The sequence below is a fragment of the Paracidovorax wautersii genome (genome assembly GCF_900113035.1).
Lineage (GTDB): Bacteria > Pseudomonadota > Gammaproteobacteria > Burkholderiales > Burkholderiaceae_C > Paracidovorax > Paracidovorax wautersii.
The window spans coordinates 175,129-189,445 of the sequence record NZ_FONX01000001.1 but is presented as its reverse complement, the minus strand read 5'-3'; the positions used below and the strand labels follow the sequence as shown (position 1 = coordinate 189,445).

The following is a 14,317-nucleotide window of genomic DNA, read 5'->3' as shown; positions in this document are numbered from 1 at the left end:
TCGCGCATCAGCGTTTTGGCGCGGTGCCGGCCGGCGGCATCATGCATCGCCAGATGAAGATGCAGACACCCCGGACCCCATGACGACGATGCAAGACCACCCATCAGCGGCCAGCCGCTCCACCCCTGCGGCGCTGGCCGGCGTGCGCGTGATCGAGATGGGCCAGCTCATCGCCGGCCCGTTCTGCGGCAAGACGCTGGGCGAATTCGGCGCCGACATCATCAAGATCGAGGCCACCGGCAGCGGCGACCCGCTGCGCAATTGGCGCATGCTCAAGAACGGCACCTCCGTCTGGTGGCAGGTGCAGTCGCGCAACAAGCGCTCGGTGGCGCTGGATCTGCGGCTGCAGGAAGGGCAGGATATCGCCCGCCGGCTGATCGCCGAGGCCGACGTGCTGATCGAGAACTTCCGCCCCGGCACGCTGGAGGGCTGGGGCATGTCGCCCGAAGAGCTGCATGCGCTCAACCCGGGGCTCATCATTTTGCGCATCTCGGGCTACGGCCAGACGGGGCCATACCGCGACCTGCCGGGCTTCGGCGTGATCGGCGAGGCCATGGGCGGGCTGCGCCACCTCACGGGCGAGCCAGGACGCGTGCCGGTGCGCGTGGGCGTCTCCATCGGCGACACGCTGGCCGCGCTGCACGGCGCCATCGGCGTGCTGACGGCGCTCTACCACCGCAAGGCGAACGGCGGCCAGGGCCAGGTGATCGACGTGGCGCTGCACGAGGCCGTCTTCAACGTGATGGAGAGCCTGATCCCAGAATACAGCGCCTTCGGCGCGGTGCGCGATGCAGCGGGCAGCGCGCTGCCAGGCATCGCGCCCAGCAATGCCTACCCCTGCACCGACGGCTGGGTGCTGGTGGCGGGCAACGGCGACAGCATCTTCAAGCGGCTGATGGCCGCCATCGGCCGGCCCGATCTGGCCGATGCGCCCGATCTCGCCAGCAACGCCGGCCGCGTGGCCCGCGTGGGCGAGATCGACGCCGCCATCGGCGCCTGGACCGCCACGCGCACCGTGCAGGCCGTGATGGACGCTTTGGCCGCCGCCCGGGTGCCGGCCGGCAAGGTCTATACGGCGCGCGACATCGCCGAAGACCCGCACTACCGGGCGCGCGAGATGCTGCTCAGGCAGACCACCCGCGACGGCTACGAGGTGGAGGTGCCGGGCATCGTGCCCAAGCTCTCGGCCACGCCGGGCCGCATCCGCTCCAGCGCGCCGCACCTGGGCGACGATACCGACGCGGTGCTGGCCGAGGCGGGCCTCTCGCCCGAACAGATCGCGCTGCTGCGCAGCAAGGGGGTGATCCAATGAGCGCCGCAGTTCAGCCGCAGACGCAGACGGTGTGGGACGGCGCGGGCCGCCGCATCCACATGCAGGAAGTGGGCATGCGCGACGGCCTGCAGATGGAGGCCGTGTTCGTGCCCACGGACGACAAGATCGCGCTGGTCAACGCGCTCTCGGCCACGGGCCTCGCGAAGATCGAGGTCACCTCGTTCACCTCGCCCACGGCCATCCCCGCGCTCAAGGATGCGGAGATCGTGATGCGCGAGATCGAGCGCCGCCCCGGCGTGGCCTATGCCGCCCTGGTGCCCAACCAGCGCGGCGCCGAGCGCGCCATCGAATCGCGTGCCGACGAGCTGAACCTGGTGATGTCCGCCAGCGCCACGCACAACATGGCCAACCTGCGCATGAGCTGCGAGCAGTCCTTCGCCGCGCTGGCGCAGGTGGTGGCCACGGCGCAGGCGGCGGGCGTGGCGGTGAACGTGTCGCTCTCCTGCGTGTTCGGCTGCCCCTTCGAGGGCGACGTGGCCGAAGCCGCCGTGTTCGGCTGGGTGCAGCGCTTCGCCGATCTGGGCGTGGGCGGCATCACGCTCTGCGACACCACGGGCATGGCCCATCCGGCGCAGGTGGCGCGCATCACCCGCGCGGCGCGGGCGCGCTGGCCGGGCGTGGTGTTCACGCTGCACTTCCACAACACGCGCGGCATGGGGCTGGCCAACGTGCTGGCGGCCATCGACGCGGGCGCGGACCGGTTCGACGCCTCGCTCGGCGGGCTGGGCGGCTGCCCCTACGCGCCCGGTGCATCGGGCAACGTCTGCAGCGAAGAGGTCGTGCACGCCCTGCAGCTGATGGGCTACGACACCGGCGTGGACCTGCCCGCGCTGATGGCTGCGGCGGCCCGGCTGCCCGCGCTGATCGGGCACGACATTCCCAGCCAGATCGCCAAGGCGGGCGAGCGGCTGGCGCTGCACCCGGTGCCGGCGGATTTCGAGGCCATCCGCGCAAGGGCGCTGGCCCGCTGAAGCACGGTAGAACGCAGAAACCACACAACAAACCACGACAGGAGACAAGACATGCCGAAGAACCCCATCCACCCCCGAGCCACCCGCCGCCAGGCCTGCGCCGCACTGGGCGCGCTGCTGCTGGCGGCAGGCGCGGGCAGCGCCCTGGCCGATGCCGCCTATCCCACCAAGGCCATCACCCTGGTCGTGCCGCAGGCGGCTGGCGGCGCCAACGACGTCATCGCCCGCGTGGTGGCGCAGCGCCTCTCCGAGCAGATGGGCCAGCCCGTGATCGTGGACAACCGCCCCGGCGCGGGCGGCACGCTGGCCACCGCCGCCACGGCGCGGGCCAAGCACGACGGCTACACGCTGCTGCTGACGGCCGACAGCGCCCACGTCATCGGGCCGGCGCTCTACCGCAACCCGGGGTTCGATCCGGTCAAGGATTTCGAGCCTGTCGCGCCCGTGGCCACGGCGGGCTATGTGCTGGTGGCGAACCCGTCGTTCCCCGCCAACAACGTGGCCGAGCTGATCGCTCTGGCCAAGGCGCGGCCGGGGCAATACGCCATCGCCTCGGCCGGCAACGGCACGCTCAACCACCTGATCGGCGAGCAGCTGCAGAAGGCGGCGGGCATCCAGCTGCAGCACATTCCCTACAAGGGCTCGGCCGCTGCCGCGACCGACGTGGTGGGCGGGCAGGTGCCGCTGTCGGTGCAGAGCCTGCCCTCGTCCATCGCCTTCATCAAGGGCGGCAAGCTCAAGGTGCTGGGCGTGGTGAACGAGCGCCGCGTGGCGGCGCTGCCGGGCGTGCCCACCATCGGCGAGACGCTCAAGGGCTTCGGCCAGGCGCCCTGGTATGCGCTCTTCGCGCCGGCCGGCACGCCCGCGCCCATCGTCGCCCGCCTGCAGGCCGAAGTGGCCCGCGCGCTGGATCAGAAGGATGTGGTGGAGCGCCTCGCCAGCGTGGGCTGCGAGCCGTTCAAGGGCACTTCCGCCCAGCTGGCCGCGCTGGTGCAGTCCGACCTGCCCAAGTGGGCCCGCGTGGTGAAGGACACCGGCGCGACGCTGGACTGAGCCTGCGCCGCGCCCGCAGCGGGGCCGCCCCCTGGGCCCCGTTCCCGGACCAGAGAAGAAGAACGAACGACGAACGGCCACGCGCCGAGGAGACATTCGACATGACCCCCCATTCATCGCTGCCGATGCAGCGCCGCGCGCTGGCCGCTCTGGCCCTGTGCGCCGCGTGCGCGGCCCTCACGCCCCTGGCCTGGGCCCAGGCGCCGTACCCCTCGGCCCGCCCCGTGACGCTGGTGGTGCCCACCGCAGCGGGCGGCACGACCGACCTGTCGGCCCGCATGCTGGCGCAGGCCCTGGCGCCTGTGCTGGGCCAGTCCGTGGTGGTGGACAACAAGGGCGGCGGCAACGGCAACATCGCCGCTGCGGCCGTCAAGCGCGCCGAGCCCGACGGCTACACCTTGCTGATGCAGTACTCGGGCTACCACGTCATATCGCCCTTGCTGGCGCGGCAGAAGCAGTGGGACCAGGGCGACTTCCAGCCGGTGGCGGGCGTGATGTCCGCGCCGCAGATCATCGTGGTGCGCGACAGCCTGCCGGTGAAGACCCTGGCCGAGCTGATCGCCTACGCCCGTGCCAACCCCGGCAAGCTCAACTACGCCTCGTCGGGCAACGGCTCGCTGCAGCACGTGACGGGCGCCATGCTGGAGCAGCAGGGCGGCGTGAAGCTGATGCACGTGCCCTACAAGGGCACCGGCCCGGCGCTGCAGGACCTGCTGGGCGGGCAGGTGGACCTGACCTTCGGCACCGCGCCGCCGTTCATGCCGCACATCCAGTCGGGCCGGCTGCGCGTGCTGGCCGTGACGGGCAAGGAGCGGCTGCCCAGCCTGCCCGACGTGCCCACCACGGCCGAGGCCGGCTACCCCAAGGTGGATGCGACCTCATGGTTCGCGCTCTTCGCGCCGGCCGCCACGCCCCGGGCCGTGGTGGACAAGCTGGCGGCCGACGTGCGTGCCGTGGTGCAGAGCCCGGCCTTCCAGCAGAAGGCGCAGGAGCAGGGCGCCGCGGCCGACTATCTGGGCCCGCAGCAGCTGGGCGCGCGCGTCAAGGGCGATCTGGCCAATTGGGCCCAGGTGGTCAAGGCGGCGAACATCCAGGCGGAATAGGCGAGCGGCGGGCTGCGCCTTCCCAGGGCTTTCCCCGGCGGCCGCGTGCCGCATTTCAGGGCCTCCATGCACTGCATGGGGGCCTTTTTCGTTCTCGGCCGCACCAGCCGGGTGCGCTATAGAAATTGCTTTGAATGATTGAATTTTTTCTTTAATATGACGGTGTTGTAAATTCTTTATCAAATTGGCGCGCCGATCTTTCGCTCGGTTGCCAGACCTTCTTCCTCAGCCCATGTCCGTCCTTCCAGACCCTGCCGGCGACACCGTGTCCATCGCGATCCGCATCGGCCGTGCGCGTCCCACGCTGACGCGCTCGCACCAGCAGATGGCGGACTACGTGCTCGCGCATCCGCTGCAGGCCGCGACCATGCCCATCGACGAGCTGGCGGCGGCTGTGGGCGTGTCCATCGCCACGGCCAACCGCTTCGCGCGGGCCGTGGGGCTGGACGGCTACCCCATGCTGCGGGCCGAACTGGTCAAGGGCTTCGAGGCCATGCTGGCGCCCATCGAGAAGATGCGGATCAAGCTGGAAGAACCCGCCACCATCCGCGACGTGTTCGCCGCCGCGCTGGAAGAAAGCCAGCGCAACATCGCCGCCACGCGCGAGGCGCTGGACCCGGCCGCCTGCGAGGCCGCCGTGCAGGCCATCGTGGGCGCCAGGCGCATCTATCTGGCGGGCTTCGGCGCCAGCGGCTGGCTGGCCGGCCTGCTGCAGCGCGGGCTGGACGCGCACTGCGACAACGTCCACCTGCTCGCGGGCGTGGCCGGCGCTTCCTACGGCGGGCGGCTCCTGTCCCGCATGGGCCCGGACGACCTGCTCATCGCCATCACCTATCCGCGCTATGTGACCGACACCATCGTGCTGGCGCAGGGCGCCTTCGAGCGCGGCGTGCGCGTGCTGGCGCTGACCGACAGCAAGCAGTCGCCCCTGGTGCCGTTCGCCCATGGCTGCCTCTTCGCGCAGACCGAGAACCAGTACGCGGCCAACTCCGAATCGTCGGCGCTGGCGATGATCGAGGCGCTGTCGAGCGCCGTGGCCCACCAGTCGCAGGAGTCGGTCAAGACCGCCGCCCGCATGACGGAAACGGTGCTGCCCTGGCTGTACGAAGGCTCGCGCAGCCGGCTCGTGGCGCCGGCGGAACCCGCGCCGTCCACCGCATCAAAGGGATCTTCCAGCCGCTGATCCGTTGCTCCTTCACTGGGGCTGCCTGCCGGATCGCGCGCCTGCCGCCGGTCCGCTGGCTCCCCTTCATTTGAACTCCGTCTTCGGCATCCATCCGCCGCAGCCCCTCCCATTGCCTGCCGTTCCCGCTTCTTGACCGCATGACCGTTTTCGCCGCATCTTCCGCCGCCAGCGCTGCCAGCGCCGCTCCCGTGATCGCCATCCACGGCGGTGCGGGCACCCTGAGCCGTGCCCACATCAGCCCGGAGCAGGAGGGCGCCTACCACGACGCGCTGCAGCAGGTGCTGCTGGCCGGCCAGGCCGTGCTGGCCCAGGGCGGCACCGCGGTGGACGCCGTCTGCGAAGCCGTGCGCCTGATGGAGGAATGCCCGCTGTTCAACGCCGGCCATGGCGCCGTGTTCACGTCCGAAGCCACGCACGAGCTGGACGCGGCGCTGATGGACGGCGCGACGCTTGCCGCCGGCGCGGTGGCCGGCGTGGCGCATGTGCGAAACCCGGTGATGGCGGCCCGCGAGGTGATGCGCCAGGGCCAGCACGTGCTGATGGCCGGCGTGGGCGCCGAGCGCCTGGCCCGCGAGGCCGGCCTGCAGATGGTGGTGCCCGCGTATTTCTCCACCGCCGCGCGCCGCGCCCAGCTGCACGCCGCACGCGCCAGCCAGAGCGGCGCCGTGCTGGACCATGACGGCGCCGCCGCCCTGGCCCAGCGCCCGCTGGCCGAGGACCGCAAGATGGGCACGGTGGGCGCCGTGGCGCTGGACGCGCGCGGCCACCTGGCCGCCGCCACCTCCACCGGCGGCATGACCAACAAGCGCCCCGGCCGCGTGGGCGACAGCCCGCTGATCGGCGCCGGCACCTATGCCGACGACCGCACGGCGGCCGTCTCCTGCACCGGCCATGGCGAGAGCTTCATCCGCGTGGCGGCGGCGCACGATGTCTGCGCGCGCATGGCCTACGGCTGCCAGAGCCTGGCACAGGCCACCGACGACGTGGTGCACGGCGCGCTGGCCGCCATCGGCGGCACCGGCGGCCTGATCGCCGTGGACCGCCGCGGCAACGTCTGCCTGCCGTTCAACACCGAAGGCATGTACCGCGGCCTGGCCCGCGTGGGCGAGCAGCCCCAGACCTTCATCTACCGCTGACCGGCGGCCCCCTTTAGCCCCCTGCCGCGCACCACCACCGACCGTTTTCCTTTCACGGCCCCCATGAAATCCAACGCTTCGAAATCTCCCTCGACCCTCGTCCTGCCCGAGCAGCGCGTGCTGGCCGTGGATGACCTCACCATCCGCTTCGCCAATTCCGAGCGTACGGTGGATGCCGTGCGCAATCTCTCCTTCCACGTGGACCGGGGCGAGACCCTGGCCATCGTGGGCGAATCGGGTTCGGGCAAGTCCGTCACCTCGCTGGCGCTGATGCGGCTGGTGGAGCACGGCGGCGGCAAGATCATCGGCGGCTCGATGGCGCTGCGCCGCAGAAGCGGCCAGGTGCTGGACGTGGCCCGTGCCAATAACGCCGTGATGCGCGACGTGCGCGGCGCCGACGTGGCCATGATCTTCCAGGAGCCCATGACCTCGCTCAACCCGGTGTTCACCGCGGGCGAGCAGATCGCCGAATCCATCCGCGTGCACCAGGGCAAGGACCGCGCCGCCGCGCGCGCCGAGGCGCTGCGCATGCTGGAGCTGGTCCGCATCCCCGAGGCGCGCAACGTGCTGGACCGCTTCCCGCACCAGCTCTCGGGCGGCATGCGCCAGCGCGTGATGATCGCCATGGCGCTCTCGTGCAAGCCGCAGCTCTTGATCGCCGACGAGCCGACCACGGCGCTGGACGTGACCATCCAGGCGCAGATCCTGCAGCTCATCCGGCAGCTGCAGGACGAGATGCACATGGGCGTGATCTTCATCACCCACGACATGGGCGTGGTGGCCGAGGTGGCCGACCGCGTGCTGGTGATGTACCGCGGCGACAAGGTGGAAGAGGGCGCCGCCGACACCATCTTCGCCGCGCCGCAGCATGCCTACACCCGCGCGCTGCTCTCGGCCGTGCCCAAGCTGGGCGCCATGCAGGGCACCGATCTTCCGCGCCACTTCGAGCTGCTGCGCCCCGACGGCACCGTGGCCACGCCGACGGCGCTCGAATCCCGGCCCGCCGACACCCGCCCCGAAGGCGCGCAGCCCATCCTGCGCGTGAAGGACCTGGTCACGCGCTTCGACCTGCGCGCCGGCCTCTTCAACAGCGTGAAGCGCCGCGTGCATGCGGTGGAGCGCGTGAGCTTCGACCTCTACCCCGGCGAGACGCTGGCGCTGGTGGGCGAATCGGGCTGCGGCAAATCGACCACCGGCCGCTCGCTGCTGCGCCTGGTCGATAGCCAGAGCGGCGCCATCGAATTCGGCGGCCGCAACATCCTGGACCTGCCGACCTCCGAGGTGCAGGCTCTGCGCCGCGACATCCAGTTCATCTTCCAGGACCCGTTCGCGTCGCTGGACCCGCGCCTGACGGTGGGCTTCTCGATCATGGAGCCGCTGCTGGTGCACAAGGTCGGCACCCGCGCCGAGGCGCAGGCCCGCGTCGATTGGCTCATGGCCAAGGTGGGCCTGCCGCCCGAGCATGCGCAGCGCTACCCGCACGAATTCTCCGGCGGCCAGCGCCAGCGCATCGCCATCGCCCGGGCCCTGGCGCTCAACCCCAAGGTGGTGGTGGCCGACGAATCCGTCTCGGCGCTCGACGTCTCCATCCAGGCGCAGATCGTCAACCTGATGCTGGACCTGCAGCGCGAGCTGGGCGTGGCCTTCCTCTTCATCTCGCACGACATGGCCGTGGTCGAGCGCATCAGCCACCGCGTGGCGGTGATGTTCCTGGGCCAGATAGTGGAGATCGGCCCGCGCCGGGCGATCTTCGAGAACCCGCAGCACCCCTACACCAAGAAACTCATGGCGGCCGTGCCCATCGCCGATCCGGCGCGCCGCCACATCAAGCGCTCGCTGCTCGAAGGCGACATCCCCAGCCCGATCCGCGCCGTGGGCGACGAGCCGGCGGTGGAGCCGCTGGTGGCCGTGGGCCCGGGGCATTTCGTGGCCCGCCACTCCATCGCCAACCTGTACTGACTTGACGGCGGCGCCAGCGCCGCGGCCCTTTTCCCGTTCGCCTCTCCTTCCGCCTTTCTTTCCGTCGTTCCTTCCCTACCGGAGTCCACCATGAAGAAGACCCTCGCTTCCCGCCGCATCGCAGCCAGCCTGCTGGCCCTGGCAGCCCTGTCCGGCACCGGCGCCGCGCTGGCGTCCGGCAATGCCGTGCTGGCCATCTACCAGCAGCCCGAGACGCTGGACCCCTACAACACCAACACGACCATCACCACGGCCGTCACCAAGAGCTTCTACGAAGGCCTCTTCGCGTTCGACAAGGACATGAAGCTCAAGAACGTGCTGGCCGAGAGCTACGACGTGTCCAAGGACGGCCTGGTCTATACCTTCAAGCTGCGCCAGGGCGTGAAGTTCCACGACGGCACCGACTTCAACGCCGCCGCCGCCAAGGCCAACCTGGACCGCGTGATGGACCCGGCCAACCGCCTGCTGCGCGCCAACCAGTTCAACCGCGTGGCCAAGGTCGAGGCCGTGAATCCGCAGACCCTGCGCATCACGCTCAAGCAGCCCTTCGGCCCCTTCATCAACACGCTGGCCCATGCATCGGCCGCCATGATCTCGCCCACGGCGCTCAAGAAGTGGGGCAGCAAGGACATCGCCTTCCACCCGGTGGGCACGGGCCCGTTCGAGTTCGTGGAATGGAAGCAGACCGAAGCCATCGTGGGCAAGAAGTTCGCCGGCTACTGGCACAAGGGCTACCCCAAGATCGACCAGATCACCTGGAAGCCCGTGACGGAGAACAACACCCGCGCCGCCATGCTGCAGACGGGCGAGGCCGACTTCGCCTTCACGCTGCCCTATGAGCAGATCGCCACGCTGAAGAAGAGCGACAAGGTGGACGTGGTGACCGCGCCCTCCATCATCCAGCGCTTCCTGACGTTCAACACGCTGCAAAAGCCCTTCGACAACGTCAAGGTGCGCGAAGCCATCGGCTACGCCATCAACAAGGAAGCACTGTCCAAGGTGGCCTTCAACGGCTACGCCTTCCCGGCCCAGGGCTTCGTGCCGCAGGGCGTGGAATACGCGGTGAAGATGCAGCCGATTCCCTACAACGTGGCCAAGGCCAAGGAACTGCTGAAGGAAGCCGGCTACCCCAACGGTTTCGAATCGACGCTGTGGAGCCACTACAACAACACCACCAGCCAGAAGGTGATCCAGTTCCTGCAGCAGCAGCTGCAGCAGGTGGGCATCAAGGTGACGGTGGAGGCGCTGGAGCCCGGCAAGCGTGTCGAGCTGGTCGATGCCTGGCCCGATCCCAAGACCTCCAAGCTGCGCATGCACTACGTGGGCTGGTCGTCCTCCACGGGTGAGGCGGACTGGGCGCTGCGCCCGTTGTTCTCCACCGAATCGTGGGCGCCGAAGCTGGCGAACTACGCCTTCTACAGCAACCCGGTGTTCGACGACGCCGTCGCCAAGGCGCTGGTGACCACCGACAGCTCCGAGCGCGCCGCGCTCTACAAGACCGCGCAGGAACAGCTCGCCAAGGATCTGCCGCGCATCCCGCTGGTGACGGAAGAGGTGCTCTACGCCCATTCCAAGCGCCTCTCGGGCGTCTATGTGATGCCTGACGGCAACATCAACAGCGACGAGATCTCGCTGAAGTAAGCCCCTGCGGGCTCCCGCGCGCTGCGGGGGCCTGGTCCCGATTTCCGTTTCCCCCTCGCTGCGCACTGCAGCGCCGCATCCATGCTGAACTATTTCCTCAAACGACTGCTGGGGCTCCTTCCCACGCTGCTGATCGTGGCGGTACTGGTGTTCCTGTTCGTCCACATGCTGCCGGGCGACCCCGCGCGCCTGGCCGCCGGGGCCGACGCCGACGAGGCCACCGTGCAGGTGATGCGCCAGGAACTGGGCCTGGACAAGCCGCTGCCCGAGCAGTTCGTGCATTTCTTCGCCCGCATGGTGCAGGGGGATTTCGGCAACTCCATCCGCACCCGCCGGCCGGTGGCCGTCGAGATTGGCGAGCGCTTCATGCCCACGCTGCTGCTCACCGTCGCCGCCATGGCCTGGTCGGTGGTGCTGGGCATGGGCATCGGCATCCTGTCGGCCGTCTATCGCAACCGCTGGCCCGACCGGCTGGGCATGACGCTCGCGGTTTCTGGCATCTCGTTTCCGGCGTTCGCCCTGGGCATGACGCTCATGCAGGTGTTCTCGGTGCAGCTCGGCTGGCTGCCCACCGTGGGCGCCGACAGCTGGAAGCACTACATCCTGCCCTCGATCACGCTGGGCGCGGCGGTGGCCGCCGTCATGGCCCGCTTCACGCGCGCCTCCTTCGTCGAGGTGGTGCAGGAAGACTTCGTGCGCACCGCGCGCGCCAAGGGCCTCAACGAGCGCACCGTGGTGCTCAAGCACTGCCTGCGCAACGCGCTGATCCCGGTCATCACCATGATGGGCCTGCAGTTCGGCTTCCTGCTGGGCGGCTCCATCGTGGTGGAGGCGGTCTTCAACTGGCCCGGCCTCGGCCGCCTGCTGGTGGATTCCGTGACCATGCGCGACTACCCCGTCATCCAGACGCTGGTGCTGCTTTTCTCGCTGGAGTTCATCCTCATCAACCTGGTGGTGGACATGCTCTACGGCTTCATCAACCCGACCATCCGCTACAAGTGAAGCGGACGGACTGGAACCTTCCCACGGACGAAGACACGGTATGACCACGCCCTCCATTCCCACGCCGCCCGACGCCGCCCAGATGGCGGCCGCCTCGGTGGCCCCTGCCGCCGGCAACCCCTCCACGGTGCGCACGCCCTGGCGCGAGTTCTGGCGCAAGTTCAAGAAGCAGCATGTGGCCATGGCCGCGCTGGTCTTCGTCGTGCTGCTGGTCGCGGTGGCCGTGCTGGCCCCGGCCATCGTGCCGTTCGACGCGGAGAACTACTTCGACTACGACCGCCTGAACGACGGCCCCTCGGCCATGCACTGGTTCGGCGTAGATCCGCTGGGCCGCGACATCTTCAGCCGCATCCTGATGGGCGCGCGCATCTCGCTGGCGGCGGGCTTCCTGTCGGTGGCCATCGGCTGCCTGATCGGCACCACGCTGGGCCTGCTGGCCGGCTACTACGAAGGCTGGTGGGACCGCATCGTGATGCGCATCTCCGACGTGCTGTTCGCCTTCCCCGGCATCCTGCTCGCGCTGGGCGTGGTCGCCATCCTGGGCAGCAGCATGACCAACGTGGTGGTGGCCGTGGCGGTGTTCAGCGTGCCGGCCTTCGCGCGGCTGGTGCGCGGCAACACGCTGGTGCTCAAGCAGATGACCTACATCGAGTCGGCGCGCAGCATCGGCGCGTCGGACTGGACCATCATCGTGCGGCACATCCTGCCCGGCACCATCTCCTCCATCGTGGTGTATTTCACGATGCGCGTGGGCACCTCCATCATCACGGCGGCGAGTCTCTCCTTCCTGGGCATGGGCGCGCAGCCGCCCACGCCGGAGTGGGGCGCCATGCTCAACGAGGCGCGTGCCGACATGGTCAATGCGCCGCACGTGGCGCTGTTCCCCAGCCTCGCCATCTTCCTGACGGTGCTGGCCTTCAACCTGCTGGGTGACGGCCTGCGCGACGCGCTCGACCCCAAGATCGATCGCCAGTCATGACCGCCGCCGGACTGCCTGCTAATCTGCCGCCGCGCATCGGCCAGCTGGCCTGCGGTCCGCTGGACGCCATCACCGACGTGCCCGGCGTCACCGTGGGCCACGTGACGCTGGACGACGGGCCGGTGCAGACCGGCGTGACGGTGATCCACCCCCATGCGCTGGACCCGTACCGCCACAAGGTGCCGGCCGGCGCGGCCGTGATCAACGGCTTCGGCAAGAGCGTGGGCTTGGTGCAGCTGGAAGAGCTGGGCCAGCTGGAAACGCCCATCGCGCTCACCAACACCTTCTCCGTCAGCGCCGTGGCAGAGGCGCAGATCCGCGACTGCGTGCGCGCCAACCCCGAGACCGGGCGCGCGCTGCCCACCGTCAATCCGCTGGTGCTGGAGTGCAACGACGGCTACCTGAACGACATCCAGCGCATGGCCGTGGGCGAGGCCCACTACCGCGCCGCCAGCGATGCGGCCGGCCTGCAGGTGGCCCAAGGCGCGGTGGGGGCAGGGCGGGGCATGTCCAGCTTCCAGCTCAAGGGCGGCATCGGCACCGCGTCGCGCCGCGTGCCCCTGCAGGGCGGCGGCCACTGCACCGTGGGCGCGCTGGTGCTGGCCAATTTCGGCCGCCTGCCCAACCTGGTCTGGGCCGGTGAGCCGGTCGGCTCCTGGCTGGCCCCGGCGCTGGAGGCCGAGGAACGCGCCGCAGCTGCCGCAGCCGAGAAGGGCTCGATCATCATGGTGCTGGCCACCGACGCGCCGCTGGATGCGCGCCAGCTGCGCCGCCTGGCCGGGCGCGCCGCTGCGGGGCTGGCCCGCACCGGCTCGGTCTATGGCCATGGCAGCGGCGACATCGCGCTGGCCTTTTCCAGCGCCTACACCCTGCCGCATCTGCCCGACGAGCCCATGCCCGCCGTGGCGATGGTGCACGAGGGCCGGCTCGATGGCCTCTTCCAGGCCGCGGCCGACAGCGTGGAGCAGGCCATCGTCCACGCGCTCTGGCATGCGCAGCCGGTCACGGGCCGGGACGGGCACCACCGCCGCAGCCTGCGCCAGCTGCTCGATCTCGCCGCCTGACACCGGCCCCTTTTTTCTTTGCTCTTCCTCCTCTTCATCCATTCCCGCCCCCTGCGGTGCGTCCCATGAAAATCCTCATCTCCGTTGACATCGAAGGCGTGGCCGGCGTCTATCACCCCGAACAGGTGCGCCCCGGCAACCCTGAATACGAGCGTGCCCGGCGCCTCATGGCGGCCGAGGCGAACGCCGCCATCGAAGGCGCGTTCGAAGGCGGCGCGGCCGAGGTGTTCGTCAACGATTCGCACGGCGGCTTTCGCAACATGCCGCCGGAGCTGCTCGATCCGCGTGCCCAGGCCATCCAGGGCAAGCCGCGCTACCTGAGCATGGTGTCCGGCGTGGAGCTGGGCGTGCACGGCGTGTGCTTCATCGGCTATCACGCCCGTTCGCGGGCGCGGGGCATCCTGGCGCACACCATCAACAGCTTCGCCTTCGAGCGCATCTCCCTCAACGGGCGCGAGCTGGGCGAGGCGGGCATCTACGGCGCGCTGGCCGGGGCCTACGGGGTGCCTGTGATCGCCGCCTCAGGAGACGACGCCTTCATCGCGGAAACGCGCGACCTGTTTCCGCATGCGAGCTTCGTGCAGACCAAGCGCGCGACGGGCGCCGGCAGCGGCATCAGCCTCTCGCCCGAGCGAGCCTGCGCGGCCATCCGCGAAGGCGTGGCCCAGGCCGTGGCGCGTGCCGGCCAGGCCCGCCCGTTCTGCATCGACGGGCCCGTGACGGTCGTGCTGGAGGCGCAATCGGTGGCGCTGGCCGACCTGTTCTGCCAGTGGCCCACGCTGGAGCGCATCGCCCCCGACGCGCTGCGCTTCACCGCGCCCGACACCGAGTCGGCCGTGCGGATGATCAACTGCCTCTCGGCCATGTCCAGCATGCTGCGCTCCTGACAC

12 protein-coding genes are annotated in these 14,317 nt (G+C 69.9%); all 12 read left to right on the top strand.

Going from position 1 to position 14,317, the window contains the following annotated elements:
* Positions 1-79: 79 nt before the first annotated feature.
* The 12 genes from BM070_RS00690 to BM070_RS00635 all read left to right on the top strand — a co-directional run bounded on the left by BM070_RS00690 (position 80) and on the right by BM070_RS00635 (position 14,314).
* Positions 80-1,312, top strand: coding sequence for a CaiB/BaiF CoA transferase family protein (locus BM070_RS00690; protein WP_245785062.1), 1,233 nt, complete (start codon positions 80-82; stop codon positions 1,310-1,312).
* Positions 1,309-2,304, top strand: a complete 996-nt coding sequence (locus BM070_RS00685) for a hydroxymethylglutaryl-CoA lyase (RefSeq protein WP_092936599.1) — start codon at positions 1,309-1,311, stop codon at positions 2,302-2,304. Before BM070_RS00690 ends, BM070_RS00685 begins: the two co-directional genes overlap by 4 nt.
* 51 nt (positions 2,305-2,355) lie before the next feature.
* Positions 2,356-3,357 carry a tripartite tricarboxylate transporter substrate binding protein gene (locus BM070_RS00680; protein WP_092936597.1) on the top strand — a complete coding sequence of 334 codons (1,002 nt, stop codon included), beginning with the start codon at positions 2,356-2,358 and terminating at the stop codon, positions 3,355-3,357.
* A 125-nt stretch (positions 3,358-3,482) separates the two neighbouring features.
* Positions 3,483-4,460, top strand: coding sequence for a Bug family tripartite tricarboxylate transporter substrate binding protein (locus tag BM070_RS00675; RefSeq protein WP_092936595.1), 978 nt, complete (start codon positions 3,483-3,485; stop codon positions 4,458-4,460).
* Between the two features lie 232 nt (positions 4,461-4,692).
* Positions 4,693-5,643 carry a MurR/RpiR family transcriptional regulator gene (locus tag BM070_RS00670; RefSeq protein ID WP_092936593.1) on the top strand — a complete coding sequence of 317 codons (951 nt, stop codon included), beginning with the start codon at positions 4,693-4,695 and terminating at the stop codon, positions 5,641-5,643.
* Between the two features lie 140 nt (positions 5,644-5,783).
* Positions 5,784-6,782 carry an isoaspartyl peptidase/L-asparaginase family protein gene (locus BM070_RS00665; protein WP_092936591.1) on the top strand — a complete coding sequence of 333 codons (999 nt, stop codon included), beginning with the start codon at positions 5,784-5,786 and terminating at the stop codon, positions 6,780-6,782.
* Positions 6,783-6,845: 63 nt separating this feature from the next.
* Positions 6,846-8,741, top strand: coding sequence for a dipeptide ABC transporter ATP-binding protein (locus tag BM070_RS00660; protein ID WP_092936589.1), 1,896 nt, complete (start codon positions 6,846-6,848; stop codon positions 8,739-8,741).
* A gap of 90 nt (positions 8,742-8,831) precedes the next feature.
* Positions 8,832-10,382, top strand: coding sequence for a glutathione ABC transporter substrate-binding protein GsiB (gene gsiB, locus BM070_RS00655; protein ID WP_092936587.1), 1,551 nt, complete (start codon positions 8,832-8,834; stop codon positions 10,380-10,382).
* Positions 10,383-10,463: 81 nt separating this feature from the next.
* On the top strand, positions 10,464-11,384 hold the full coding sequence (gene gsiC, locus BM070_RS00650; protein ID WP_092936585.1) for a glutathione ABC transporter permease GsiC: 921 nt from the start codon (positions 10,464-10,466) through the stop codon (positions 11,382-11,384).
* Between the two features lie 40 nt (positions 11,385-11,424).
* The gene (gene gsiD, locus BM070_RS00645; RefSeq protein ID WP_092936583.1) at positions 11,425-12,363 is read left to right on the top strand and encodes a glutathione ABC transporter permease GsiD; all 939 of its coding nucleotides are present in this window, start codon (positions 11,425-11,427) and stop codon (positions 12,361-12,363) included.
* Positions 12,360-13,427: a DmpA family aminopeptidase gene (locus BM070_RS00640; protein WP_092936581.1), complete on the top strand. Its 1,068-nt coding sequence runs from the start codon at positions 12,360-12,362 to the stop codon at positions 13,425-13,427. Before gsiD ends, BM070_RS00640 begins: the two co-directional genes overlap by 4 nt.
* 65 nt (positions 13,428-13,492) lie before the next feature.
* On the top strand, positions 13,493-14,314 hold the full coding sequence (locus tag BM070_RS00635) for a M55 family metallopeptidase (RefSeq protein ID WP_092936579.1): 822 nt from the start codon (positions 13,493-13,495) through the stop codon (positions 14,312-14,314).
* Positions 14,315-14,317 lie beyond the last annotated feature (3 nt).